Origin of the sequence: Pseudomonas sp. FSL R10-0399 (assembly GCF_009600165.1) — a bacterium.
Classification (GTDB): Bacteria; Pseudomonadota; Gammaproteobacteria; order Pseudomonadales; family Pseudomonadaceae; genus Aquipseudomonas; species Aquipseudomonas helleri.
In genome coordinates, this window is the sequence record NZ_WIWK01000092.1 from 1 (window position 1) to 25,120 (window position 25,120).

Annotated in this window: 24 protein-coding genes; 2 read left to right on the top strand and 22 right to left on the bottom strand. The window is 51.1% G+C overall.

The genetic code is table 11. The features are described 5' to 3' along the window. Positions 1–56 precede the first annotated feature (56 nt). From GHO41_RS21810 to GHO41_RS21820, 3 genes are all read right to left on the bottom strand, one after another. Entirely contained in the window at positions 57–545 is a 489-nt protein-coding gene (locus GHO41_RS21810) for a hypothetical protein (protein ID WP_153434628.1), read from the bottom strand. A 185-nt stretch (positions 546–730) separates the two neighbouring features. Further along, a complete protein-coding gene (locus tag GHO41_RS21815) occupies positions 731–1,093 on the bottom strand; it encodes a hypothetical protein (RefSeq protein ID WP_153434629.1) in 363 nt (120 codons plus the stop codon). A gap of 538 nt (positions 1,094–1,631) precedes the next feature. Beyond that, the gene (locus GHO41_RS21820; RefSeq protein ID WP_153434630.1) at positions 1,632–3,137 is read right to left on the bottom strand and encodes a DNA cytosine methyltransferase; all 1,506 of its coding nucleotides are present in this window, start codon (positions 3,135–3,137) and stop codon (positions 1,632–1,634) included. A 517-nt stretch (positions 3,138–3,654) separates the two neighbouring features. Between GHO41_RS21820 and GHO41_RS21825 the strand changes: the two genes are divergently transcribed. After that, positions 3,655–4,116, top strand: coding sequence for a YcbK family protein (locus GHO41_RS21825; protein WP_371928994.1), 462 nt, complete (start codon positions 3,655–3,657; stop codon positions 4,114–4,116). Between the two features lie 9 nt (positions 4,117–4,125). On the opposite strand, the gene GHO41_RS21830 is transcribed toward GHO41_RS21825, so the two are convergent. The 13 genes from GHO41_RS21830 to GHO41_RS21890 form a co-directional block, all read right to left on the bottom strand. Continuing rightward, positions 4,126–5,289 (bottom strand): TrfA, encoded by a 1,164-nt coding sequence (locus tag GHO41_RS21830; protein WP_153434632.1) that lies wholly within the window; start codon positions 5,287–5,289, stop codon positions 4,126–4,128. 2,752 nt (positions 5,290–8,041) lie between these two features. Beyond that, complete coding sequence (locus tag GHO41_RS21835; RefSeq protein ID WP_153434633.1) at positions 8,042–8,878, bottom strand: hypothetical protein; 837 nt, start codon at positions 8,876–8,878, stop codon at positions 8,042–8,044. Beyond that, positions 8,875–10,512: a DUF4942 domain-containing protein gene (locus GHO41_RS21840; protein WP_153434634.1), complete on the bottom strand. Its 1,638-nt coding sequence runs from the start codon at positions 10,510–10,512 to the stop codon at positions 8,875–8,877. Before GHO41_RS21840 ends, GHO41_RS21835 begins: the two co-directional genes overlap by 4 nt. A 171-nt stretch (positions 10,513–10,683) precedes the next feature. After that, positions 10,684–11,535 carry a hypothetical protein gene (locus GHO41_RS21845; protein ID WP_153434635.1) on the bottom strand — a complete coding sequence of 284 codons (852 nt, stop codon included), beginning with the start codon at positions 11,533–11,535 and terminating at the stop codon, positions 10,684–10,686. Between the two features lie 35 nt (positions 11,536–11,570). Next, positions 11,571–12,386 (bottom strand): hypothetical protein, encoded by an 816-nt coding sequence (locus GHO41_RS21850; RefSeq protein WP_153434636.1) that lies wholly within the window; start codon positions 12,384–12,386, stop codon positions 11,571–11,573. Positions 12,387–12,510: 124 nt separating this feature from the next. Then, on the bottom strand, positions 12,511–13,281 hold the full coding sequence (locus GHO41_RS21855; RefSeq protein ID WP_153434637.1) for a hypothetical protein: 771 nt from the start codon (positions 13,279–13,281) through the stop codon (positions 12,511–12,513). Positions 13,282–13,378: 97 nt separating this feature from the next. Then, positions 13,379–13,714 (bottom strand): hypothetical protein, encoded by a 336-nt coding sequence (locus tag GHO41_RS21860; RefSeq protein WP_153434638.1) that lies wholly within the window; start codon positions 13,712–13,714, stop codon positions 13,379–13,381. A 263-nt stretch (positions 13,715–13,977) separates the two neighbouring features. Next, complete coding sequence (locus GHO41_RS21865) at positions 13,978–14,604, bottom strand: hypothetical protein (RefSeq protein ID WP_153434639.1); 627 nt, start codon at positions 14,602–14,604, stop codon at positions 13,978–13,980. 197 nt (positions 14,605–14,801) lie between these two features. Continuing rightward, positions 14,802–15,881 (bottom strand): hypothetical protein, encoded by a 1,080-nt coding sequence (locus GHO41_RS21870; RefSeq protein WP_153434640.1) that lies wholly within the window; start codon positions 15,879–15,881, stop codon positions 14,802–14,804. 109 nt (positions 15,882–15,990) lie between these two features. Further along, a complete protein-coding gene (locus GHO41_RS21875; protein WP_153434641.1) occupies positions 15,991–16,428 on the bottom strand; it encodes a hypothetical protein in 438 nt (145 codons plus the stop codon). Positions 16,429–17,783: 1,355 nt separating this feature from the next. Then, positions 17,784–18,791 carry a nucleoid-associated protein YejK gene (gene yejK / locus GHO41_RS21880; RefSeq protein WP_153434651.1) on the bottom strand — a complete coding sequence of 336 codons (1,008 nt, stop codon included), beginning with the start codon at positions 18,789–18,791 and terminating at the stop codon, positions 17,784–17,786. 305 nt (positions 18,792–19,096) lie between these two features. After that, positions 19,097–19,393, bottom strand: a complete 297-nt coding sequence (locus tag GHO41_RS21885) for a YebG family protein (RefSeq protein WP_153434642.1) — start codon at positions 19,391–19,393, stop codon at positions 19,097–19,099. A gap of 71 nt (positions 19,394–19,464) precedes the next feature. Continuing rightward, on the bottom strand, positions 19,465–20,076 hold the full coding sequence (locus GHO41_RS21890; protein ID WP_153434643.1) for a hypothetical protein: 612 nt from the start codon (positions 20,074–20,076) through the stop codon (positions 19,465–19,467). 73 nt (positions 20,077–20,149) lie between these two features. Here GHO41_RS21890 and GHO41_RS21895 point away from each other — a divergent pair, with 73 nt between their 5' ends. After that, entirely contained in the window at positions 20,150–20,809 is a 660-nt protein-coding gene (locus tag GHO41_RS21895; protein WP_153434644.1) for a DUF4262 domain-containing protein, read from the top strand. 96 nt (positions 20,810–20,905) lie between these two features. On the opposite strand, the gene GHO41_RS21900 is transcribed toward GHO41_RS21895, so the two are convergent. The 6 genes from GHO41_RS21900 to GHO41_RS21925 all read right to left on the bottom strand — a co-directional run bounded on the left by GHO41_RS21900 (position 20,906) and on the right by GHO41_RS21925 (position 24,803). Next, positions 20,906–21,316: a hypothetical protein gene (locus GHO41_RS21900; RefSeq protein WP_153434645.1), complete on the bottom strand. Its 411-nt coding sequence runs from the start codon at positions 21,314–21,316 to the stop codon at positions 20,906–20,908. Between the two features lie 9 nt (positions 21,317–21,325). Next, positions 21,326–21,847: a hypothetical protein gene (locus GHO41_RS21905; RefSeq protein ID WP_153434646.1), complete on the bottom strand. Its 522-nt coding sequence runs from the start codon at positions 21,845–21,847 to the stop codon at positions 21,326–21,328. A gap of 281 nt (positions 21,848–22,128) precedes the next feature. After that, entirely contained in the window at positions 22,129–22,476 is a 348-nt protein-coding gene (locus tag GHO41_RS21910) for an Arc family DNA-binding protein (protein WP_153434647.1), read from the bottom strand. Between the two features lie 367 nt (positions 22,477–22,843). Then, on the bottom strand, positions 22,844–23,092 hold the full coding sequence (locus GHO41_RS21915) for a hypothetical protein (protein ID WP_153434648.1): 249 nt from the start codon (positions 23,090–23,092) through the stop codon (positions 22,844–22,846). Between the two features lie 44 nt (positions 23,093–23,136). Further along, positions 23,137–23,829, bottom strand: coding sequence for a hypothetical protein (locus tag GHO41_RS21920; RefSeq protein WP_153434649.1), 693 nt, complete (start codon positions 23,827–23,829; stop codon positions 23,137–23,139). Positions 23,830–24,521: 692 nt separating this feature from the next. After that, positions 24,522–24,803: a hypothetical protein gene (locus GHO41_RS21925; RefSeq protein ID WP_153434650.1), complete on the bottom strand. Its 282-nt coding sequence runs from the start codon at positions 24,801–24,803 to the stop codon at positions 24,522–24,524. Positions 24,804–25,120 lie beyond the last annotated feature (317 nt).

Sequence of the window (25,120 nt, forward strand, 5' to 3'; positions counted from 1 at the left end):
GAGAGCCTGGATTCTACCGGTGGCTGGCTCTCTGCCTCTCGTTTCAAGCGTTGCGCTTATTCTATGAATTCAGGCTGCATCACTTTCGCGCACAACTCATCCAGTTCCTGTTTTGCATTCATCACTAAAGCATCCAAGCAGGCGTCGATACGCTCATCAATTGAATGCATGCGTGATTTCATGCGGGCTGCGAAGACCTCATGAAAGTACAGGGTCATTTCGGAACTGTGGCTCAACAACTCCCACGGTGCTTTTCCGACTTCCCATTCTGCCCACTCAGCAATGGTCATTGCTGGGGGGCACTCTGAGTACTCAAATGTATTTTCATCAAGCCAAACGATTTTTGAGCCTGCAACAGCCTTAAGCCATTCCACGCATTCTTCGTTTGTCCAATGAATGCCACGCAACGTAAATTTCTGCCTGTATTCAGGGTCGGGTTGGGCGATGCAGTTACCATCACAATCCATCCAAGGCGGCATGTATTGCAAAACGCAGAACCTGCGGCCAATTCCCTTAAACAACACAGTATTTTTAAGCGAGCTCATTAAGTTTTCCGACCTGTAGAGCGCAGGCGTGAGATTAAAACGCCAAGAGCTCTAAGGGCTTGGCGGGATTTGCAGGGTTAAACCTGACCAGCACAAGCCCTGAGGGCTTGATTAGGATCAAGCCAAGGACACAGGACGCGCCCCGAAGGGAGCTATTAGGATTTCAGGAACCATCACCTATCTCATCAACCCTCGAATGGGCGAAGCGACAGCCAAAAGCTTACCGATAGCACCAGCATCAGCGCTGTGCAGAGGAAAAGGTAGAACTCAGGCGGAACAGGTGTTGGGTAATCCCGAGGATCAATTTTGAAAGGCAGTTTTCTGCCTTCGCTTGCAAAGCAATTGCCATCAATGTCGTACATCTTCGTCATTGACCCGCGCAGCCATATGCGGTGCAAATCAGAGCCAGCAGTGAGCCGACGAATGAACCGAGGTACGCGGGACAGGAATCCGTAGGTGAACGCTTTACAGCGAGCCTTCGGGTTCGCGTCGAGGGAGCGGAGGACAGAGGCAATGAAGCTAAGCAGAGCAGTTTTGATAGATTTCATGGGGGTATTTCTCCGACCTGTTGAGCGCAGGCGAATGAGGTGTTCACCAAGTGCTCAAAGGCTTGGTGGCTGTTGCAGGTTTAGCACCTGACAGCTCAAGCCATAAGGCCTGAATTAGTCAGGCCAAAGCCGGTTGAATCGTTACCTTCGAGCCGATGACTCAAACAAGCTCAGCACCTGCCGTGACGACAAGTACCTGAGCACTGGGAAGCAACCCGAAATGTTCGCCTTGACCATAGCCAGGACGCTCAGGAAGCGAGTTACAGACCAGAACGCTACGCGACTGGTACAACCCATTGCAGTGACGATCAAGAAGGTTAGATTCGACTGCGTAAAGGCAACCGGCCAAGGCGATCTTCATGCCGGGCAGGATTGCGTGTGCAGCGATATATTTAGTTTGCATAGATGCTATCCGACCTGACGGTGCAGGCTATTTGGGATAACGCCATGTCCCAGAACTTGGCGCGAGAAACCGAAACGGGTTGCACGCCGAGCCTAAAGGCTGGAGTGCAGCCCATAGCGGGATGGGGGAGGGAGGTTACGCGGTCAGCGCGAACAGGGGCATTGTCGCCGGAGCGATATTGGCCTGTGGAGCTGGAGCCTGCTTTGGTGCTTCCACTGGACCAGCAGTTTCCTCTTGTTGTGCAACATTAGTATTCTTAAGCGGCACTACCAGACCTTTAACAGTCTTGGCAATAAGTTCGCCTACTGCAATAAATGCACTGAAAATTACCGACTGCCCGAGAACTTCGTGCGCAGTAGTTGCACTTAGACCCTCTATCAGGTTTTCAGGAATAGTTTTGACTCTAGCATGTTCCGCAGGAGTTAGTAGCCGGGACAAGTTCGAATCATGCGGCGCAACGATGAACGGTTCAGTGCTTCTGGCTTTTGCGTAACCGCGACCCAGAACACCACAACCATCTTCCTCGCCCGTAAGAAGCTGACGCATGAAACCTTTACCGCTGGCTTTGTCACGCGTCTCTTTAGTTGCCAAATAATCGTAGGATTTCCACCTGTCAGAATCGACCGGTACAAAGTCCAAAACATCAGCAAGTTTTTCCTCTTTTTGACGTACAGGAACTAGTTGCTCGAAGTCTACTGGCCCGCATATTCCCGGCGTGGTAGCTACCATGCAAAGGCGTTTGCGTTTCTCCAGCGAACCCAGCGATGGACCATCCAGCACAGTCTCACTCAGCTCATAGCCAAGATGAGTCAGTACCGAACGAATCACAGTCATCGCAGATGATTTCTGGTATTCAACAACATTTTCTAAGACCACAATGGCTGGGTTAGTTACCTTCACCCATTCTAAGTAGTCATGAAACAGCGTTCCCGCTGTACTGTGCTCTTCTGCACAAGACAACTTATTCTTAACGGCACCAGCACGCGAGGCTCCTGTACACGGAACCCCTCCACAAAGTACTTCTACTTGGGGAATGCCATTGCCCAGAATATTCACGTCACGAATATCACCGTTGATAACGATACTATCTTCTCGCCAAAGCTCAGGGTTGTTTGCCAATGAGCTATCAATGTAATCGCCGTCAAGTTCGACACCGATTTTGACATAGCTAGCTAACTTAGAGAGCTGCATACCCTGGTGCAAAGCTTTATCAAGTACCCCACCGCCATGAAATAGAGAAACAACATGAAGAGGGGTGCCGTTTTTTAGTTTATCCAAGAAACGAGTAACACGCTCCTGAACGCGCATAGCGATGTGTGAAGCCGAAATTATGATGCGGCCCTTTTGGACAGCAACACGTAGTTTCGTTCCGACTTTAAACAGATCAGTGATGATGGCATCACGAACTTCAATGAGTGGGTAAGACCGCTCATTACGAGTGCGTTTGCTCACACTATAGGTTTTTCCGGCGAATCCTTGAGGTGCTGGACGCAACTCGATTCGACGGAGTTGTAGTGAGACATTCAGCACATACTGAACGCCAATTTCGATTCCGGCATGAGCAAGACGTTTACCCTCCAACCAAATGCGAGGGACGGAACGAGACTCGGAAACCAGAGTGTTGATTACGGTAGTGGACATTTTGAATGCTCCTAACCCCCAGAGACGCGAAGGTCCTGGTCGGGTAAGTGGTGTTTGATCGCGCTTAAAACGGAGACAAACACCAAGCCGAGGGCAAGAGAATGTCTTGCCGCAGGCGAGCTATGAGGATGGTCTAACGATTTTCTACCTATTCACACACGATGACGTGAGGGAACTGGTCTGCATAAAGGCACGCGATGACGCATGGCTGAACACAGTGCAGGCACATAAGAGAGCTGCATATAACACCGCATTTGTACCACCCCCTGGTAGGCAAGTAAACCGAACTGAGTGAGCTATCGAGGGGGGTATCTGCACGGAGTTGAGTTGAGACAGCGCCGTAGATGCTGAAAATGGGTTGGGCCACGACAGAATCGAGCCCTTCCCATTGCATGATGCTAACCGACTACCCAGACGCCAAATCCTAAGCTGGGGCCTCACAGCTTTAGCCGCGACTGTAGTAAACGCAATCGCCCCGTCTCTTGTGCAGGCCCAGCCCAAAAAGGACTGGCGGCAAGTGCTGCTCGATAGGGACCGGTGGTTAAGCCTTGAGCGAGCGGCGACAGGGGAGAAAGGGACATTCCGATATTACAGATTTGGTTTTGGCTTCGAGAGCCAGGGGTACAAGCACGCCTGTCATTTGCTTCGCGATGTGGAAGAAGGTGTGACTCACAACATTAATGTCAAACTAATAGACACCCTATTTCTGATTCAGGCTTGGCTGAGAGTCAACAAGATGCCTTTCCATATCATCATTCAGAGCGGGTATCGAACGCCGGGGCACAACGCCCGGCTGGCCAAAGCAGCAAAGAAATCTCAGCACGTTTTGGGAAACGCGGCGGATATTCGTATTCCGGGATTAGATACGACCGCCTTGACGCGATTGGCCAAAGCAATTGGAGTCGGTGGCGTAGGCTTCTATCCCCACAACGGGTTCGTTCATGTAGATGTGGGCCGCGTCCGAGAATGGACTGGCTGACCCCATCAATCAGCTGTCAGTACTCTTTCCGTGCCTCTGGGCTGGAGCAACGAAGCTATTCGCAAAATCCTCCGCACGCTGATTTACAACCCTGTCGGAACCCCTCTCAATATCATCATCAGAGTCAATGATCGGTGGCAGATTTAGTTTTGATCGAATGCGCACAGCTTCGCCAGCCTTGAGGCCGCGAATGATCTCAATGCCGTTATCGTTTCTGCTGATATTCCATCCAGGCACGATATAGTTTTTGCTTTCCCAATCCTCAAACCTTTTTTTCAGGTCGGATTTGACGCGTCGCTTTACTTTCTCAAACTCAGATACCGAACCACTGAATTCGTGAATTTTCTCAAGCATCACCGGGAATACACCATCGCGATGCGAGGAAATCAGGGATAGTAACTTTTTCCCAAACCGATCCAGATCATCCCAGATTTCGAAAGGGAGAAGGGTCGTGTTAACACCGTCAAAAAATATGGCAAAAACTGGGTCAAGGTTGATCATCATCCGCTTGGTGACGGTGTTATGAGTCTGCGAAGTCACCAGCTTCATGGTCACATTTACCGGCTGATCATCTGCGAGCCCTTTGGCAATCATCTTCAACTGGTCATTGAATCGGTTATTGATGTATGACTGGAAAAACAAACCATCTGGCAACTCTGCAATGGCAGGGGAGGTGAGAATAGCGAGCAATCGCTGCAACGCAGGCTTACTGCTAATTCGAATCTCAGCAGCAGCAAGATCATCCAGTATGCGACGTGCTTTTACGTAGTTTTTGCCTGACGCGGCATCCAGCTTAAGCCATCGCAGCAAATCGGCCTGAAAAGCGTGGATCGGTTTCGTCAATGAGCGACCTCGGGCAAGAACCATGAGTTTCACAAGCACGACTTCATGGTCAACCGTTAGGTGAGGTCCACGATAATGGATACTCCCGCCGCCGAAGCTGAAAATTTCAGTCCATTCAAGATAGTGAGAACCGTTCTTGACGTTCATCTTCCCAGCTGTAAACAACGACGACCGGACAACCGGATTCATCTGTTCGTAGTACAGCTCGTTTGTGAACGGCAGAATTCCTTGACTAGATTCTAGATCGAGCTTGTTTCGGAGCTTGGATTTGCTCTCGTCAATAGCACCACGCACGACTTCGTGTGGCGTCAAATCCAATTCATCACTCATCGCTCCCCCTTGTGCCATTTGAAGCGTTTAAACATGAAACACAGCATATATACCATTACCAAAGAATTAAACGCTGCGTAAGACCGATAAAGCATAAGCAGCCAAAGAGAGGTGCCATACGGTTCGGATCACCGGACTCCTATGTACGGCACATGAACCACTATAACGACTGGCCCCTCTGACCTATCCGTTCAAAGCCCTTTAATTAGGGGCGCTCACGAAAGTCCGGTATGTGGTTAACGGTCAATTTAGGAATGTCTTGAATTCATGCCTGGGTGACGAATGGTTTGGGCCTTGAAAACGCTCACAGGATTCCGGTCTCCGGGACTAGACGTTGACGCTTCATGAAATCCAAACGCAACAAAAAAATCGCCTTCTGCTCGCACGTTCCCACCGCAGTTCGTGGCGCACATGAGAGTCCGGTCATGAATCAATTGGCATTCGGAGGCCTGAGGCCTTCAAATCGCTCACCGGATTCCGGTCCATACCCACTGCCCGGACCGCGTATTACCTAGCAACCGATTTTGATAATTGGCTTACACATTACCCGATTGCAAAATTATCGAATGGATAAGCTGCTCTGAAAGCCACGGAATACGCTGTGTACAGCAAAGTCCTGTCAGTTGAGTTGCATTCAGATTGCTTACGTGGGCAAGCGCTCACCAAAGTCCGGTGCGCAGGCGAGGGGCAGTTGAAATCTGGTTATTGGGAATAGAAGCCTCTCCGGCAGGTCGCTCATAGGATTCCGGTCCCGCGCCCCTGCTAATCGACAGTGACTTATCGACGCTCAGCTAATTACGGCTTTAGGGACACCAGCATATACGCTCGCAAGATTGAGGGCGAAACCGACGAATCGGACCAGACTCTGCACGTTTGCGCTCAGAGAAGTCCGGTAGGAACAAAGGCCGTAATAGGAAAACAACAAAATCCTATGCGCTGGAGACCGCGTAAACCGTGGCGTACAGCAAAGTACGGTCAGTTGAGTTGAAATACGTTCAGTTAATCGTTAGCGCTCACCAAAGTCCGGTGAGTCTGCATTTCATGGATGCAGCACTGACTTATCATAGCTCGCAAGGGTATCGAGTTCGCGGGAGGCCGGCAGGAGTGTAACGGCGGCGCCCAAGCGCTCGGCAGATACCGGCATTTGTGTAGGCCTGCTAAAGCGCTCGCCAGATTACGGTGCTCAGCAGACGAACCCAGTCCAATCCATTCCAGCGCTCAGGTAAGTCCGGTCAGAAAAGGGGTATCTCATTGCTGCTCAGCTGATTCCGGTGCTCTACAGCTCACGTATTACGCGGCGTACAGCAAAGTACGGTCAGTTGAGTTGCGCCAATCGCAAACCCTTGACCTAGCGCTCGGCAAATTCCGGTACTCGCAAGCCCTTGTAAATCAGGGCGCTCAGCAAAGTACGGTCAATTCGTTGATACCTCGCGGAACCCTTCGTAGCGCAGGCGCTCACGTAATTCCGGTGCAATGCGCAGCCCAGACCCCTTATGTACTAAGGGGCCTGGGCCTGTCAGGGATGCCGAGCGCTCAGCGAAGTACGGTTAGGCCAGAGTCAATGCGCACATGGGATTACGGTCAGCGAGGACCACAGGTCGCGGTTGCGGCTCCCCCGGCGCCAGTACAACGACCCGCTGCGCTCAGCTAAGTCCTGCACGTCTTGTACCGTTCTGCACACAGGAGTCCGGTCAAAGTGGTGCCACGATGAAAGCAAAAGCGCCCCTGAGGTAGTACGGCGATCCCTAGCGCTCAGCAAAGTCCGGGATGAGTTGAACCATTCCGCACACAGGATTCCGGTCGAAGTGGCGCGGCGATGAACCCGAGGGCATCCCCAGTGGTAGGGCGGCGCCCCCTAGCGCTCAGCAAAGTACGGTACGAGTACAAGGGGTGCGTACATAGGAGTCCGGTCATAATGGTGCGACGGTGAGTCCTAGAGTGACCCCAAAGGCAGCCTAGCGAGCCTCGGGGCGCGACAAACCGATTACCAGCCGTACACAGGAGTCCGGTACTAGTGGCCTGCTACAGGCTTCTCGGCGCAAACGGAAGTCTGGCGTAGGTGTTTAAAAAACAGTGAATTAAGAGAGTGCTCACAGAAGTCCGGTCCATGTGGTAAGCCGGTGATAGCCAGAGGTTTCCTGGCGCTCAGATGATTACGGTCGAATCCAAGGAGCGAGCCCAATAGAACTGAGCTGTGAAGAATCGCAGGAAGAGTAAAGTAGAGTAGTTGAGTTGAAATGAATTGCCGAAATGTGGTTTGCGCTCGGCAAAGTCCTGTTTGGATGGGAAAATCGGTGCGTCAAACAGGCAAAACATCAACTCCGAGTATCATCATGCTGAAAGCCACACTGTGTAAGGGTTTGAGCAAATCTAACGGATAAAGACACCTAGTTTACGCACAAGTTAATAACAGCTTAATAACAGGTTAACCACAGAAAATGGATGCTTTATACACAGGAGGCTCATCAGAATCGGGGCCTACCGGACTCTTGAGTACACGCACCGGACTCTTGTGTGCAAAGACCGGACTCTTAAGTGCGCTGACCGTACTTCTAAGTACGCTGACCGGAAAGCTGTGTACGTCAACCGTTACTTCGTGTGCGCACCTATCCGGCGAAGGCCTGCTGGGCCGTGACGTAGCCGCATGTATCCACAGCCTATAACCCCATAGATTTAAAACCCCAATTCTTTAACCCCATAATTCTTTAACCCTTTGTCCTACCCTTGGGTAGGACCCTTATAAACTGGGTTTTCAAATTTTCTGGTTTGGACGGTTTGCAACCACAAGTCGATTAGAAGCTTCAATCGTAAGAATGGCACCTGCATATTCACGGAACGGGTTCCCGTACGTTTGCTGGACGAAATCTGATTCCTTCATTGCATCCATCCACGCAGTGACTAAATCGGGTCGAGCTCCATACAATCCAACCTTAACGTTACCAGTTGGACCTTTCCTGGTAGTAAGAATAGGCACTCCCGCTACAGCTGCTGCATCGCGCAACTCTGGAGTAGCATCAAAGGTGCCATCAACGATCTGGACTCCACCAAACTGGATTCTCGGAAGTGACTCAATCCTATCAACGGCTCGTGAAATCATGCGCTTGAGAAGCCAGGGCTGCATATCACCCATGGAAGCACGCGCTGTAATCCTCCAGTTCATCAACTCATCTGGATCAATGCCTTTGCACTCGCCACGCATAGCCGCAGATAAGCAATGGTCACTCGCAGCAGTTAGCAGCAATTCAGGGCTACAACGGTCTATCAGCTTCCCAACTTGTCCGACAGATGAACCCTCCCAAAATTGATCTGGTGGTGCGTCATAACCAGGGTCGCCAACGTGGTGGTGATCAACGATTATGTCTCGTCCCTCGACGAATTTTGGACTACGGCATTCCACCCAGACGATCTGCTGTTCATCTTTGATGTGTTTTGTGAGTTCATCCGCGTTATAGGCATTGCTGGAGTTACAGCGACGACCGAACCGATTGGCGTAGGCATAGCGGTAGCCTGTCTTTCCAAGAATCCAGCGTATTGCTCGCATTTCTGGATCAGCTGAACCTAAAACGAAAACTACGCTCCGGGGATTCATTGGCCACCTCGGATCAAGCGTTGGGCAGTCAGGATGACAACTCGAACAGCTGTACCTTCGAACTGATCAACGAAAACCTCAGACCAGTCATGTTCAAATCCTTCCAAAGGATTAGTGTTCACCATGGATGCAGGCAAAATTGCGACTAGCCTCCCGGATGTAACTAGAAGGGTCGATGCTGCAATCAAGTGAGCTAAAGCCCGGCCTTTGCTGAAAGGTGGATTCATAAGTATCCCTGACACTTTCTTATCCGCATTCTCTGAGGCCCACAGCAAAAAATCTGCCTTGATCGTAGTAAAGCCTTTGGCAGCCAAAACCTTGGCTCTAACGTCTGCCAACTCGATGCAAGTAGTCGTCTCTATAGGCAGATACTGAGCAAGGTCGCCCGTACCAGCGGAGGGTTCGTAGTAAGTTCGACCAGGGGTAATGTCGAGCCGCATAGCTGCTTCTTCTGCAATAACACTACGAGTTGGATAAAACTGAAAACTAGCTTGCTCTGGCACAACTCCGCTAAAAATAAGTTGATCAAGAACAGAGCGGGGTTCGTAATCGAAATTCACATACAGAGTGTGGCCATCACTGCTCCGTGATATTTCCGCTCCAATTTCTTCCAGCACAGCTACTGTTTGATCTACAAATTCTTTAGATTTGGAATATGTGTAGAGTGAATAATAATCACGGCGATATTCTAGGCACGTAAGAAGGTCAATTACGCCCATAGGTAGGCGTTTCATTTTTAACTCGAATGCACCAGTTTTAGGTTTTTTCGAGGAAGTACGGAACGAAGCCGGAATGGCCATTGGATAAAGGCTGGCCAAAATGCTGTTCAGTAAGACCGCTACCTCTGGAGTAACCTCTAAGTGAACATTACCATTTTTAAAAACAGTCACATGAAACGCGCCGCCATCTATAGAGGTCTTCTTACCCGGAAAGTCCCTATGTAGCTTTCCAAGAAGCTGCCGAGTACCGTACTCAGAGGGTTCGCCTCGCCCCGAAAGTCGGCCAACTACGCCTCTAAGATCGCCGATCACGCCGCCTTTGTGGGTCGTTACGTAGCCATCATGAAGCACGTTCGCAAGTATCATTTTCTTGGAAAAACCAGCAGGCGAATTTGTCACATGATCGCCACTTAGCGAAAAAAACACACCGTCTACTCGTTCGGCAAAGAATTTGGATCGTTGTTGCATCAAGTCCTCCATAGTTGGTCGAACCGTCGATTCATCAAAAGGCGGACAGTCTAGGCCTGCAAATTGATTCCGTGCTTTTTCACGCTTCGCTGTTGGCATCACATCAAAAATCTTTGCTTCGTTTAACAACCGATTCCAGAATTCTATTCGCAATGATGCTTTTGCAGAGTTAGAGTCCGTAGGCACAAACGGTCGATATTCTGAACCGTAAACTAAGTTAGCGCCGTCAATGAAGTAACTCATAACGCCCATACTTACTGCTTCTTTAAAGAAATCCTTAGTGGCGTCAATTGCCATTTCACGCTGGCGAAACTGTCCGAGAAGTTGATCGATCATGTCGAACTGAGCCAGGTTTGCGCTGGAATGAGATTCCCCAGCAACAAAAAGGTCTGCCTGTCCTTGAGGCGTATTAAGCGAGGTAAAATCTTGCAGTTGAAAAGCAGTCATGGCTGTGCGCCCCTTGATTTAATGAAGCCATCATCGAGGCCAAAGGGCTGTGTCATCGGTTGCTAGCGCTGCTTGGTCAGAGGTTGTCAGTTCCAAAATTGAGAACCGAGACCACACGAATTTCCGCGCATGCGCGGAAATTTGTAATGACCTGGAGACCTGGAGAGGGGTTTACGCGGAGAGAGGGGGGTAAGAAACGTACCAAGCTGTATTGTTATGACGGATCAATTCCAGTGCGGCCAGCTTGGACAGTTCGATGGGTCCAATCCGCATTGTTACAATCCGACTTACGGTCCGCCCCCGTCCGAGTTGAGCGATGCAACCAATGCAAACGCAATTTTGAGTTGGGTAGTACCATTTCAAAGCATTCGTAATTAGGGAGGAAAGGCTTCGACCTATTTTGAACTTTTTCAACTCCAAGCCTGGGGCGCCGGGATGGTCAACTGGATAGAATTTTGCCCGCTCAACGGAGAATGATATTGCTCCACACTTGACGCAAGCCACCTCTGCTGAGGTAATCGTGATATTCACGTTACAACCCGCTTGGAAGTCAGCAACCCTCATCCGGTTCTCAGCAGCAGCTTTAGCAAGCTGAGCAATATCCATCATCTGGGGTTCTGCGGATGCGTCTTGGCCAATGTTGGATATTGTTGCTACTGACGCATTACCTATCTTCCGAATCGACACGCAAGGCATATGTCGAGTGGATGGGATTGGATTTTCGTCAAATAGCCAAACCGTCTCAACTCCTGACTTCCGAAGCTTGGCATTGGCACTGATAAGTGGCATCGCAGAAGTCAGTGGCCCTTTCACAAGGATGAACATCAAGCGCCTAGAACCATTACTAGCGCTATACAGGTTTACCGCATGGTCCGGCAGGCCAAATGGCTGAGGCGCCGGCACCCATCCGAGGGGAAGTCCGGCTGCAATCTGTAATGATAGGTCGTCCATGTGGTTTTTAGCTCTGCAAGCTGGGATACGATTACCGTGCTTGGAACGGGTACTACAAACAACCGAACCCATTGCACTTTCTTGGGGGCCACATGGCGTATGACTCATCAGGAGAGCCACGCACCTGAGCTAAATTTGGAAGAAAAATCGAACAGAGCTGCTGCCTCACCAAGCTTGCGATCCAGTTCTCGCTTTGCGCGTACCAGTAGCGCAGCTTTTGCGCCAACGGCCAACCGACCTTTCAATACCGGTAACACACCCGATAGATCGAATAGCAGCTCTCCAACTTCGGAATAGTTGGTCGCATCAGAGAATGTAGGAATCGGTTGAACTGGGGAGTAGTGCTGTACCAACTCATTGGTATCCCCCTCCTTGGTCATCCCTACGCCTGGGGCGATAAAAAGGACTGCTTTCTTGCTAAGTACCAGTGCGTAACTCGCGCTCTCTCCAGCGATCACCATTGCAGGGCTATTGGGGTCAAGTTGGAAAACTGCGCCCTTCTTCAAAGCCTGAGTGTTGGTTTTGACCTTTCGGCTCTGAATGCAGCTTGATAGCCAGCTTGCATCAACTTGGGTTGTGAACCCTGTCGCCTCGCCAGCCGCAAAAATTTCATCTGGGCATTCAGTCATTGTGTGTGGGGTAGAGGCGGTGGTCAGGAACGACTCTGCGGAAAGCCAATACCCTTCACCCTTGCGTCGGCACTTCAAACTGGCCACAGCGTAAGTCAGGTAACGCTGACCTTGTTTCTCAAAGCTGACAGCCGCATAAACATCAGACTTTGAAGTGGCTTTTATGGCATGGACACGAACATAACCGTTCTGGAACCGACAATCTCGAAGCCCGTTGCGAACTACATTTTCGCGTTGCAGTAGCGTGGGAGGCTCGGCGCCCAGTACCAGTTGGCCAAAGTCGTAATTTGTCATGTGGGAAGCCCCGATCTGTTTGATTGGAGCTAGTTTCTCTTGGCAATGGATGTGTCATCGCAGCTCAGCATGTGATCCACAAGAAGCTCAAACCGGTGCTTGGGAGTTGGCATTGCGTATTTGATCAGGCTGCCCACGGACACTCGCCGTGCAATTCAAAAGTGACGCGTGGCACCATTGAGAGGCGGGCTTGGGCTATTTCATGATTGGTCATGGGCCTTCCAAGCAATGTGACGCGATTGCAGTGTTCTTTGTAAATTAGAACGCCAGTATCTACACAGTCATCTGCAAGATTTGCGGATTCAAATGGCTTTTGCAGCTGCACGTTAATCAGACTTGGGCAGTGCTCCTGAATGACGCCCAGGCAAAGGTTCACAGGTCTCTTGGTTCTGTAACAGTCGATACCAAACCACTGGGAGCCGTCCTTCTGTAGGACATGAAAGGGCTCGCCATACTCGCGTTGTGAGTATCCTTTCAGCAAAAAGACTGTGGCTGAATCACCGACAGTTTCGGACGTTACTTCCTTCACAGCTGCGCTATAACAGCGCACACACTCGCGCCAGTACGCGTTTTCCACCTCGGTCATGGAGAGAAACCTTTCGGGGCAAGCAAGGTATGCTGGTGAATCCAGACTCATCAGACTCTCCGGCGTCACGACCAATCGGATTCCATCGTGAACGTTACCTCCATACTCGTAATGGCACAGATAAGTGCCAAACATTGACTCAAGAACTATGAAGCCCCATTGGATTTCTGGGGTGACGTTGCCGATGCGCTTAATTGCACGCACGTCCACTTGCACACGATTCTGGCGCTGCCAAGCCTCTGCTATGAAAGCCCCTTGTTTCTTGACAGTTTTCAGGTCAGTGATGGTGGCTGTGGTGTAAATACGCATGGCAACTCTCCTATGTTTGACATCCATATCTTCTAACGCATGGACTATGTGTCATCGATACAGGAGCAATGTTGTCATTTCCAACCCTGTGGGTTGGCTACAACTCCAACTCGTACATACCCGACAATTCGTTGCGCGTGAGGGCAACCCCATTGGTGTTGATGACTATCTTCCCGTCGCATAAAAAGGCCTTAAACGCTTCGCGGTGGCAGGCATGAACCTCAACAACCGGAACTGAATCTATTAGGCCGGGCGCGGCATCTACCTTGGCTATGATTGCCATGCCAATGCTCTGGGGCAGACCTTTGGGGAAGGTCCAGCAAGTGACTGAGCCGCACTCATCGCGGTCATCGTTGATCATGATCGTATGTGATGCTTGAACGCGTTCGTCACTGACGTAGGCTGCTGCTGGAGCTACATGGGGGGTACGCATATGGCTTGTTCCTCAATCAAATGAGGGGCAACCTTAAGGTGCGCCCGTTCGTGCCAGGGCCGTTGCTACTGCGGAAAGTCAAATTCGTCGATACCGACGATGTGATTTGAAGGCGGGGAGAGTAATAGAAAGCAAAGACCGCTCGGAAGCGGCCTTTGTCGGACAAAGCAGGGGAAGGCGTCCAGAATTTGGGAGGTAGTTTGCAAACCAGCCCAGTAGCCCGAACCTTAACTATTTCTAGACATTCAAGGTGCGTGATCTGTCTAGTTTGATGATTTTGATAATTGATAACCTACAACAGGCTCAGAACAAATAGGGTTCAAGCTTGGGTAGTCAGAAGTCAGTTCTTTAAACCATTTGGCCAAAGATGGGTTTTTGATTGGCCTGTAGTAATTGACCTCGATGGCCAAGCACAAGAATAGTATTTCAACGTAGGTAGGGCGTTGCTCCAGAACCCGCCAAGAATCTCGGTTGGCCACCAAATTCAAGAACAACTCCGTCTCTTTGTCGTAGTAGTCGAGAAGGGGCTGAGGATCGCCAGACGCGATGTACTGCGGCCATATGGCAGATAGGTCTGCCAGGGTGCGCCGAATGAGGGTACGTGCAAACAGGCGCAAAGGGATTTCGGCAGGGTACATACCCTCCGGGCTGCGCTCGTTCAGGTACTCGATCATAGGGAACAGCTCATGGCTGTACACCTCTTTGTTGTAGATCGAAGGGGCAATGGCGGAGGTGCCGTGACCATTTTTCGTCTTCAATTGGATCATTTCAGCTTCCGCCTCAGGGTCTGCGGCGTCCAACTCCCTCACTTCCCAATCCATGACTTTGAGTGCCACTCGCAAAAAACGACTTTTGATGCAGCCTTTGCGGTAGTAAATCGTTAGACGCATTGACAGCCTCTCTGCGTAATATTGTCCGAGGCAGAATTATGACCTGTGGTGCAAGGAAAAACATGGTTTTGAGGTAATTTCTCAAATCCCACACTGGGAACTCGCAAAAGCGTAATGACCAGTTATCTCTCATTCCCAGCAGAATAACTGATTGGTTCCGTCGATCCGTATTTCTTACTACCGTTGGGTGGGGCCGCTCATTTGTCTGAGCAATTTTTCACAACCTGGGCCAGTGCTTTGCCCCCGTCTTGTACGCTCAGTGCGCGGCTGTACTCTCCCGGCTGATTGTCGAAGCTGAGGGCGTAGCCAACACGCTCTGCGGTTGGTAGTGCCTTGAGGGCTTCTTCCCCCAGGGTGGTATCAAATGTAATGAACCCTGACTGCTTGTCATATCCGGCATGCACCTCTTGGACAGGGTACTTGGTCCCGTTGACAGTGATGCTGTGGGTTTCGTAATTCAGGAGAGCAGTAGGTGGAAACCACGGTTTGAACCTTGCTTGAGCTTGGACTGAATGACCAGCACAACTGAACGTCAGCCCCATCGCTCCAGTGGATGTTTCTCCCTCGCCTTTGAGCACGCCAGTGGTGGTGAGTTGCCAGGATGCAACCTCAGACCCTGTGCCGAGCTTCCACACGTAGCTGGATCGCTTATCTATCGCCAATATTGTGTCTGCTGGGGTTCTCATCATCACTTCGAGGAATTCTGGGTCGATACCCATTTCGTCCAGGTAGCTGCGCAAATCACGTTCTGCCGTGAACAACACTGCGCTATCCGCCGACCAGCGCTTATTTTTGGCTAGATAGAAACGGTGGATACCCAACTGTCCGGTATTGGCATCAAGGAGCCTAAATTTCCCTCCAACAAATGCTATCGGGCATGCGCTTTCGCAAACTCCACGGGTAATCTGGCGTTGATCGTCAGTGAGTTTGCCAATTTGAGTTGCATACCCCTTTGCCCGGATCAGCCTGCCAAGTTCCTGGGCAGCAATAAGATCACCACCTGCGGAGTTGAGGTAAACGATCCCAAATTGCGCGGCACCGCTGCTTACTTCCTTTCGGAACGCATCGACTGTTGGTTGGTGGATATATCCGTCGATGACTACCTGCGTGAATCCATCTTGCTGGAGGGTCAAGACGTTAGCCGGCGTGAGCCGTGGATCGCCATTGGTGATGAGGTTGAACGCATCTGCATGGCTCAGTATTGGGGGGACCAGTGTGAGGAAAAAAACGACTTTCGCGACTGCCGAAGGGGCACGAACAATGGAGGGTACTTTCATGTTGGAATCCTGGGCTTGATCCCAGCATGGAAGCAAAGAGAGGTAGTGGCTGTCAGTTGAACTCGGTGCAGTTGCTGCATGTTAGCCGCGACCAACCTCACAACCCATATTAGGAAGTGAGGATGCCGCTGTTTTCAACGACCACCAAATCTTGAGCTGAGCTGTTCAGGCCAACGGGAGAAAGCCCCATCGAGTCCAGCACACTGTTGTCCAGGATCACCGCGATCTGACCTTTCTGATGGACTGGCTTGAAAATCTGAATGGTGCCGATTACAGCCGGTTGTAATTCCGGCCGCATTTGAAGGTCATGCCAGAAGCCGCAGCCGATTCGACCATCAGACCAGTTCAGTGCATCGTGCTGGTAAGCGTTGAGATTGCTGCTATTGAAATAACGGTCGCCAGCAAAAAGATGAATACGTCCCGCAGCCTGCTCCCATTCGGGCAGTTGCTCAGGGACATTGAGCAAACGGCTCGCACCGATCCACATAAAATAGCCGAAGGTGCCAATCACCGAACCGATGATGTAGCAGACAACCAAGCCAACCATGATTCCTCCAGACCCCAGCATTCGACGTGGGGATGTTTACTTAAAAATCACATTCATCTTGATTATAACGGCCAAGGTCAGCGACTACATGCTGAGGGCCAAGTTTGGGAATGGAGCAACTGCATTTCACTACGATCAGACAGCCAAAACTGGTCACTACTGCCCGCTCCAAATGCATGAGGGGAGCGCCCCACTGGCCACTAAATCAGAACCGACATAATGAGAATGTTTTGCTCAATTATGCTGCGCAACGTGGTGGTCGCTGTAGAGCATTGCATCACCCTTACCGTGAGGAAGGTTAGAAAGTGCCATCAGTTGAGATGAGATAGCAGCACCATTTCTGTAGCTTGGTGGGTTGCTTCCCTCGTAAGTTAGTCTTGGAATCTCCATGCACGGCATCAACCCAACTAAGCAAACCTCGCCATCTACAGCTGAATTTCACGCTCTTGCCCAGCTCTCGCCAGTTGGTGGGGCAGGATCGGTGGCATTCGTAGTGCTCACCCTCAGCGTTCTCGGTGGTGTTTTTTTCGCTGCACCTCTATACCCCCAACTTGGTGTCATTGGCGCATCCCTCGCGATAATCAGTGCATCGTGTGTTGTTGAGCGCATGTTTCGGATTTGGGTGCTTTGCGCTATTGGGATGCACGTCTACAAAACGCTAGTGAATGTCGCAGGGCAGAAAGTTGCTGACGAGGTAGCTTTACTTTGTGGAAAGGGCAGGGCACCCACCCATGATGAGCTGGAGGCGATGATGGGCCGCTTAACGCACGGACATGTACCGGGCTCGGGACGGCGAACTTGAAGCTCATGCATTTAGGGAGCATGGCGGCATTGCTTTCTCTCTTGGCCGGCTGCAACAAAGAGGTGCCACTTGAGCAGCCAGCTATGGCTGTAGCTCCAGGTTACATCCGACTGGACTCAGGCAGGCAAATCCAAGTGTTTGGGTATGAACCGTGCCCAGGAAGTGGGTTTGCGTTGTTTGGGCGGATTGAGTCGAGCAACATGGAGAGGCACTGCACAATCGTGAACAAGGGCGCATCCGCCTTTGAGATTTCTGTCGGTACTCCTGCGGGTATGGTAGTTGAGCTCTGGAGAGTGCAGGCCGACACGAAAACCATCAAGCTAGCGAGACCAAACGGGGAAGTCGTGACTGTGTTCAGGATGGTTAACTAGCCCCCTGAACGGGGGCTTGATGTTGAGGAAGCTCTACCCGCCGTATTGTTCTCGGAGAAATAAGCTTTCTCCCCTAAAAAACACAGTCTTGAACTGATGGCTCCTTTGCAGGTTGCCGAGTAGGTTTTTTTGCATAAGCGCCCGGACCGGCAGGCATCGTCGGCTAAGGCGCTCATCAATGTTCAGTTCTTCTGACGTTTGAGTTGATCTATGAGTTGGGTCGGGACTTGTCGGATAAGCAGAGTGCCATTGCTCTCATCGTATTCGATCTTCGAGCCAAGCAGATGCGACTCGAAGCTGATGGATAGTCCTTCTGCACGACCAGTGAAGCGTCGAAACTGGTTGATCGTGCGCTTGTCTGCTGGGATTTCAGGTGACAGCCCATAGTCCTTGTTACGAATGTGATCGTAGAACGCTCGCGGTTGATCTTCATCAATCAGGCCCGACAGTTCTTCCAAGCTGATCGGTTCACCCAACTTGGTCTGAGACGTGGCGTAATCGACAAGTGCGTGAGTTTTTTCACGGGCGCTTTCTTCGGGTAAGTCTTCTTTCTCAACGTAGTCGGAGAAAGCTTTGAGCAGCGTACGCGTTTCACCCGGCCCGTCGATGCCTTCCTGGCATCCAATGAAGTCACGGAAGTACTCGCTCGCCTTCTTGCCGTTTTTGCCCTTGGTGTAGGAAATGTACTGTCGAGACTTCTCGTTGTTTTTCCACTCGCTGAGGTTGATACGGGCGGCGAGGTGAAGTTGGCCAAGGTCGAGGTGGCGGGTCTGGCTAACCCCCAAGTCATCGCCCACTGATACCCCATCGCTGTGGTGAAGCAAGGCAATGGTCAGGTATTCCGTCATGCCTTGTTGGTAGTGAGCAAAGATTACGTGCCCGCCAACGCTAAGGTTGCTTTCCTCCATCAGCTTCGTGAGGTGTTCGACTGCAACCTTTGTGAAGGCAACGAAATCTTGTTCATTGCCAAGGTATTTATTGAGCCATCCACTTAATGGGTGAGCACCCGACTCGGGGTGAAAGAGTCCCCATCCTTTACCCTGACGAGCGTTGTATGCATCGTTCAGGTCGGACATGAGATTGTTCAGAGCATCCGATTCATCTAGAGCAGAATCGCGAGTGTGGAGGATTGCAGGATTACCATCGGGTTTCTTGTCGATCAGGTGAACGATGGCTTGGCGGATAGGCATGTAATTCTCCGATTCAAATTCTGGTTCCTGGCGCATCTGTGCGCCGGAATGCTTTTCAGTAGGTGAGCGCTGCTCTACCGCGTATTCAACAATGTCGTGGAGCGTGTGGCAGCGTCCAAGAAAGGAACATTGCCCGAAATAATTGGCCGGTTCTGTCATGCCACTCCGGGTGTCCCCAATACGACCGCATGGTTCTAGCAATCACAGAAGTCGGTGATCAGGGGCAAGCGAGCGCATGCCGTGAGTTCAAATTTCGGGGGGGGATGAACGAAAGAGGGGCGCTGTGCGCCCCTTGGGTGTAATTGTCAGCTAGCTTGCGCCAGCGACACAACCGAACCTGTTCCCTGTTCTTGCGTCTTGAACAGTTCTCGTATGTCTGCCGGATTTTTCTTGAGCGCTGCGGCCAACTCAGTGCGTCGATCCGCGATGAACATACCGAGGGTTTCAGCGTCGTCTTCATTCATGTTCGGCAAAACATGGCGGAACAACAGGGCGAGGGATTCGCCACATTCAAGCTTGCGGTCGTGGGCCTCTGCCTCACTTCGTGTCATATACGTGACGCTCCGGTCGTAGCTGCTGCGAAAGACTTGTTCAACTGCCATTTCTTGGTTCTCCAATCTAGGAACCTAGGACTATAACGACCCACATTCGGGACTACAGGGTAGGAGCGGAGTTAGGCCTCCTTTGCAATATTGCAATTTGGGCAATGCCAGAAGATGCGGCGCTGCGCATGCACCTTTGTGCTGTATTTCCCCCGGCAGTCGGGACATTCGCGGAGGATCGAGCAACCCCCACCGTTAGTGAAAAGCGTGAAGCCGCGGGCCTGGATGCCGATGCACGCTGTGGTGATAGTAGGGTCAGTGATTCGGCTTGGGTCTTGAGCACGGCGCCGATCCAATTCCTCGCGAGCCGCTTGCAATTCGGATTCGCTCAGGCTGATCTGGCCTTGTTGGTAGGGCAGTGGGTTCAGTGTTGCATCGATCAACGCTCGAACTTGAGCATCATTCGTCGCATAGAATTTGATGGGCTCGCGATTGGCTTGTACGTACTCGGCAGGATCTACATCGTCCGAAAAGCCGGTCATGGTTTCTTTCACCAGCAAGAGGGCCAACTCAGTAGGGGCATGCTGAGCGATGTGAGAAACACGCAGCTCCATAGCTCGCATTTCATGAGCCAGCACCAGAAGTTCTTCGCTATCGCGGTGTTTGCCTTGGATGGCGAAGGAGAACGCCTTCTCGAACAAAATCTCACTGCGAGTGGTGGGGGCTGTTGCTTGGATGGTCATGGTGTTGCTCCGCGATTTGAAAGTGGAGCAATGGTGAAGGCAGTTCCCGTGTGTCACCGGGCAGGTTGAGCGAATGGCAATAGTCGTCAATCCCCGCGCTGGGGATTCGGATGGGTTAGTAACTGAGGTAAGTTCGAATGAAGCTGTTGAGCATCCGTGTTTGAATGTTCACATTCGCAACAAGGAACCGAAGATGATGGCCCCGCCACGGTCGATAGCCCAGATTCAAAGCCTGATCAATGACAACCAACCCTACCGGGATGACCTGGACTACATTCGGGAAACCCTTGAAGAGCGGAAAGTTTTCATTGGCCAGACTATTTCAGAGCAGGATGGAAACACCGAAGCCTCATTTTGTGTGACCGTTGGAATGTTCCAGCACCAGTTGCCAGAGCTGGTGATGTGCGGTGTGCCGGTGCCGCTTGTTAAGAACATTGTTGAGGAATTGTCCCAGGGGCATGACTTCGACCGGGAATTTCTAGCGGGTGGGCGTCACAAGTCTATTCATGGACTCATTGTGATGGCGATGCCGATAGAACAACCTGAAAGTCACGATGTGTTAACCATCTGCCATGATGTATACACGCTGCGTGGCCTTCCCCAGATTCGCGCCGTTCAGCTTGTATTTGCTGATGAGGGTGGTGCATTTCCTTGGAGTCGTAACTATTGCGAGCAAGAACGAAAATTCCAGCCAGTGCTTGGTACAGCTGGTAGTGCTAGGCTTGTAAACTGAATTTGAGACAAAAAAAGGGGCAGAGGAAATTTTATCCTCCGCCCCTTTTTTTGATTGTTCAGATCGCGTCGTTATTGGCCTACTAACCTGATCTGTTCAACCTTCGTGTGGGGGCAGGACTTCCCGCAGTCTCTGTTTGCCGGCAGGAAAACAACTTTGTTGAATGACTGGAGCATCAATGCGCTCGCGGGAGCACGCATGTCCACTGGCGCTGTGTTCTGCTGCGGGTTCTCGTGTCATTTGTTGGAATGACTCCTGCTGGCTTGGCTTGCAAGCCGCAAACCCCGTGAAGACTCCGTTGGAGTGGCACAACTCGTCGAAACGGCCTACTGAATCTCGATAGTAAACCCTGCGTGATCCCAAACTCCCAACCTGTGTATTGAGGTCTTTAATCACTGCACCTGCGCTTTCTGATACAGATGGGGAGCATTTGTCGTCGTAGATAATGACCATTAGATCGTTGACAGCTTTGATTGAGTACTTGGCCATTCGCATTGGTTTAATCATGGTTTGCTCTTATGCCAGGGCAATATGATTTTGTGCCGGCAGGTAGGTGATCGGCGCGACCCGGTTCGGACGAATGCTGTTCTTAAATTCCCGGTGAATTGCCTTGCCGCATTCTGCCACTTGGAAGCTGTACATCAACCACCAAGAAACGACGATCTGTAGGAACGTATTCAGAGAGATATGGCCGTGGCTAACCTTGTACCCTTCCCACGCAACGCGAAGGTCAGCATCGACGTTTTCCTTGAATCTGACAGTGGTTTTACATCGCTCGTCCTTTGTATCAGCGACTTTTAAGAAGGAAGGTGTTGATTGCCGAATTGCGTCAATGGCAGCGGCACTGGCCGAAGCGAGAAGCCTGTCCTTTATCACCACCAGCTCATCACGCTCGTACAGCCATTTGTCTACAGCTGTGCAAATTTCACCATTCAGGCTGCGATTTGCGGAGTCAGCAAGGCCGGAAATCGCCGCGTACAGAGAGGGTGGAACTCTGAAAACAATGCGATCCTTCTGCTTGGTGTCTGTTAAGGACATTTACTTGATCCTTGGTACTGTGTATTCGAATTGCTCAAATATAGGGAAGTTACCTGGGTGTCGGCCACTCAACCCAGTGGAGATTCCCTCAGCCCGCTCGGCACAAGGCTTCACAGCGTGCAACAGCAAGCCAATAAACTTCACTCGATACGTCCTTAGTCAGGAAAACGTGCTTTTTCCTCTCCAGAGTCCAGCTCTATCACCGAATCGAACAGGTCGATATGCGTGCTCTGGCAAGTGACAGATACCGTGAACAAGTTGTCGTTGAGCAACGTCGCTGATCAGTCGGTCACGGCAATGCCCAGGGCGGATTCAAGTTGAGCTTTAAGTTCTGCGACCTCAGTAAGCCCAGCGTCTAAAGCTTCTTGCTTCTCTATGAGCGATTTCCGTAACAGGCGATTGCCCTCAATCAGAATCCTCAACTCTTCCAGACTATCTAGGTAACTAGTCAAGCCTTGGATGATTGCCGTATTCATGCTGATAGCTCGCTGTTTGGCGAGGCTTACGAACTTGCCCCTCATGTCGTCAGGCATTCGAACAACGAACTTGTCGGCGTAGCGAGACATGGCTGTGTGTAGCTTTGTCATGGGTAATCCCTCGGATATTTTGGGTAAAGATAACGACTGCATTTCGCCAATCCCTTGTCGCGGAGTGCAATTGCACAAAACCCTCAATACCGAATCCTGGACCTGGGTGAGGTTGCCTCCAATATCAGTGGGTTAGCATAGACTGTGATCGTCTAGAACAGACTCACTACCGGTGTCTGCTCCAGAAAGAAGATGGCGCCGCTTAAAATGCCTATGGCAATGAAGGAGACCATCGCGCATTTTTCCGCGCATGCGCGGAAATATTGCTTTCATCAGTCGAGCTTGAATCAAACTGAGCCACAACAGTCTTTTGAAAACGTTCCGGGTGGAAGCGCCCAAGGCTGACCTACAGTAAGAAAAGGGAAGGTACGGTCGGGCTTAACTTGCCCGACGCAATCAAAGCGAGAGTTCAGGCTGCGCTGCTGGCGCTTGGCTTCTTAAGCGAGTTGAACCCCGCGTAGTCGGTCGCCCGGAACGTGTCAGCCAGTTGGCCAAGGCATTTGTTGATACGCTCGGCAGGCTCTTGCGGATACAAGGCCTGGGCCTCCTTCAAGAGTGTGCTGACCTTCCTGAAACGTCCTGAAAGGCCAAGGCGAAACAGATCGGCGACAATCTCAAGATCGGATACGCCAAGGGTGTCAGGGAGGTCGTGTTGCATGGTTAATTGCTCTCAGTAATGTATTTGCCAAGGATCATAGGGGCTCAGTCTTTAACAAATTTAGGGCCATCAGCGTTCTGATATTTTGCCATGTTCACCTTGTTGAAGGCTTTCATAAGTTTGGCAGCTTCATCAGAAAGTCCCCAAGCAGCTGGTTCACATAGACCACCCAGCATGGTGGAATATGGATCGACTAGCCCGCTATCAAGTTCTTGCTCATCGCACCCAAAACTCACAAGCACATTTGGTGCGCCAGCTTCCGCGTACTGGCAGTAGTCCCCGATTGGATACAAGCTCCACTGCTTTTCTGGGTGCAGGGAAGATAGCTTGGCCATCAGATCGTTAGCATCAAAGACTTCCTGCGTATCTGATCCGTGCTCAGAGGCAAGCTTTGCCTCTGCGAACGACTCAAAACCCCATCGGGTAGCGTCCATTTCAAAGCCCGGTGCTTCGATAGCGTCCAGCAGCCCTTGGTGAGCAGCATTCAGTACGCGATTACTGAACGACAACATATTCGCCGCGTCATGCTGGATCATTTCGACCAACTCCAACACGGTCTTCAACTCGTACTCGCTTGGGATTCCGATGTGTGTCAGCTGGCCAACCTGAGTTTCAGGGGCAGTCTCAGATTGCGCCTTGAGCATGAAGTACAGGGCCAGAGATTCCGACAAGGTTCCTTCCAAAGCTACGTGGTTGTGAGCGGCATTGACCAAAGCCATGCGGTGGATGATTGACATTGTGATACTCCTACTAATCGTTAGCGATGAACAAATGATGTACTGGTTAATCGCGTGTCATAGCGGGTGCGTGAATCATCCTCAGAACCTGATGCGGAGTTTGGGAACCTGAATGCCTGGGCGGCGTGTGTTGTTGATGCACTGTTAGAATCGAGACATTCAATCAGGTAGACGGCACCATGAATGCTCCACAACACGAAGCAACAGCGGAAACTCAAGTCGAATACGAATTGCAGCTTTCCGAACTGGGAGATTGCGTCTGGGTACATGCAACGGACGGGTCTACTGTCGGTAGGTTTGGTCGCATGGGCATTGACCTTCACAACTCTTTGACGGATCAGATTGCCGGCATGCCTGAGTGCAGGCTATGTACTCACGGGCAGCCAACGGTCGCGGACTGGGATCTTTTCAGGGATAGGGTCTTAGAATGGTTCGGGATTGATGTTCCTTCCACTGCCTTCGATGCACGCTGGCTAAAGGCTTGAAGGCGGCAGAAGCACAGTAACCTCGTCCTGTGCTTCTTCCAGCTCTGATCGGGCTTGTTCGCGGGTACAGTTTAGTCGCTGTAGAGGTCGCCAATTGCCTCGATCAGTAGGTGTAATTCATTCGCTGCACCATGCTGCTCTCCTTTGACTGAAATCCAAGATTTGGGATAGTGGAAACCCGTAATTAAAGGACTGGGGTTGATGTGCTTACACTTCTCCCGGACGCTTCGAGTAGGCAGTGACGTACAGAAAGTGGCTTTCCTTCCAGACTCCAGCTTCGGCCTCGACTAAAATCTTCTGAGACTCAAGCACGCAGTAGCGGCCAGCTTTCAGGAATGATGCTTTTACGTTTTTAGAAACTTCATGACGCGCTCTTGGCTCATCGGGGTTCAACACAAGTACGGCCTTCTGGCCTTCTTGTAGCGTCGTCGTAATGTCTGAATAGCTGAGGTGGCCGAGTATGTAGCGACTGCCTTTCTGGTTCGCCATTTTAGCTCCAGTTAGCACCCGTGAGGGTTCTTTAGGTGGGCTGGGGCAACCAGCCGGGACGAGTGAAGGACGATTAGGTACGCGCTCGTTTGCGCTTCCATTCTTGGACAGAAATAACAGCGGCAGAGCCTACGGACATGCCAAGGACAAAGGCGACAAGGAGGGCGAGAGCTACAGCCTCAATGCCAAAAGTTGGAATCGAAAGGGTCATAATGTTCCGTTAACGAATGCTGGGCAGATGTATCCGTCCGGCGAAGTCATCTACCCAGCCCTGCAAAGCCAAGACATGGTGTGCACTTAAATTTAAGTGGGCACCA

Excerpts from the sequence above, each read along its gene's own strand:
- GHO41_RS21810 (WP_153434628.1), bottom strand. The coding sequence starts at position 545 with ATGAGCTCGCTTAAAAATACTGTGTTGTTTAAGGGAATTGGCCGCAGG.
- GHO41_RS21815 (WP_153434629.1), bottom strand. The coding sequence starts at position 1,093 with ATGAAATCTATCAAAACTGCTCTGCTTAGCTTCATTGCCTCTGTCCTC.
- GHO41_RS21820 (WP_153434630.1), bottom strand. The coding sequence starts at position 3,137 with ATGTCCACTACCGTAATCAACACTCTGGTTTCCGAGTCTCGTTCCGTC.
- GHO41_RS21830 (WP_153434632.1), bottom strand. The coding sequence starts at position 5,289 with ATGAGTGATGAATTGGATTTGACGCCACACGAAGTCGTGCGTGGTGCT.
- GHO41_RS21835 (WP_153434633.1), bottom strand. The coding sequence starts at position 8,878 with ATGAATCCCCGGAGCGTAGTTTTCGTTTTAGGTTCAGCTGATCCAGAA.
- GHO41_RS21840 (WP_153434634.1), bottom strand. The coding sequence starts at position 10,512 with ATGACTGCTTTTCAACTGCAAGATTTTACCTCGCTTAATACGCCTCAA.
- GHO41_RS21845 (WP_153434635.1), bottom strand. The coding sequence starts at position 11,535 with ATGGGTTCGGTTGTTTGTAGTACCCGTTCCAAGCACGGTAATCGTATC.
- GHO41_RS21850 (WP_153434636.1), bottom strand. The coding sequence starts at position 12,386 with ATGACAAATTACGACTTTGGCCAACTGGTACTGGGCGCCGAGCCTCCC.
- GHO41_RS21855 (WP_153434637.1), bottom strand. The coding sequence starts at position 13,281 with ATGCGTATTTACACCACAGCCACCATCACTGACCTGAAAACTGTCAAG.
- GHO41_RS21860 (WP_153434638.1), bottom strand. The coding sequence starts at position 13,714 with ATGCGTACCCCCCATGTAGCTCCAGCAGCAGCCTACGTCAGTGACGAA.
- GHO41_RS21865 (WP_153434639.1), bottom strand. The coding sequence starts at position 14,604 with ATGCGTCTAACGATTTACTACCGCAAAGGCTGCATCAAAAGTCGTTTT.
- GHO41_RS21870 (WP_153434640.1), bottom strand. The coding sequence starts at position 15,881 with ATGAAAGTACCCTCCATTGTTCGTGCCCCTTCGGCAGTCGCGAAAGTC.
- GHO41_RS21875 (WP_153434641.1), bottom strand. The coding sequence starts at position 16,428 with ATGGTTGGCTTGGTTGTCTGCTACATCATCGGTTCGGTGATTGGCACC.
- yejK (WP_153434651.1), bottom strand. The coding sequence starts at position 18,791 with ATGCCTATCCGCCAAGCCATCGTTCACCTGATCGACAAGAAACCCGAT.
- GHO41_RS21885 (WP_153434642.1), bottom strand. The coding sequence starts at position 19,393 with ATGGCAGTTGAACAAGTCTTTCGCAGCAGCTACGACCGGAGCGTCACG.
- GHO41_RS21890 (WP_153434643.1), bottom strand. The coding sequence starts at position 20,076 with ATGACCATCCAAGCAACAGCCCCCACCACTCGCAGTGAGATTTTGTTC.
- GHO41_RS21895 (WP_153434644.1), top strand. The coding sequence starts at position 20,150 with ATGGCAATAGTCGTCAATCCCCGCGCTGGGGATTCGGATGGGTTAGTA.
- GHO41_RS21900 (WP_153434645.1), bottom strand. The coding sequence starts at position 21,316 with ATGATTAAACCAATGCGAATGGCCAAGTACTCAATCAAAGCTGTCAAC.
- GHO41_RS21905 (WP_153434646.1), bottom strand. The coding sequence starts at position 21,847 with ATGTCCTTAACAGACACCAAGCAGAAGGATCGCATTGTTTTCAGAGTT.
- GHO41_RS21910 (WP_153434647.1), bottom strand. The coding sequence starts at position 22,476 with ATGCAGTCGTTATCTTTACCCAAAATATCCGAGGGATTACCCATGACA.
- GHO41_RS21915 (WP_153434648.1), bottom strand. The coding sequence starts at position 23,092 with ATGCAACACGACCTCCCTGACACCCTTGGCGTATCCGATCTTGAGATT.
- GHO41_RS21920 (WP_153434649.1), bottom strand. The coding sequence starts at position 23,829 with ATGTCAATCATCCACCGCATGGCTTTGGTCAATGCCGCTCACAACCAC.
- GHO41_RS21925 (WP_153434650.1), bottom strand. The coding sequence starts at position 24,803 with ATGGCGAACCAGAAAGGCAGTCGCTACATACTCGGCCACCTCAGCTAT.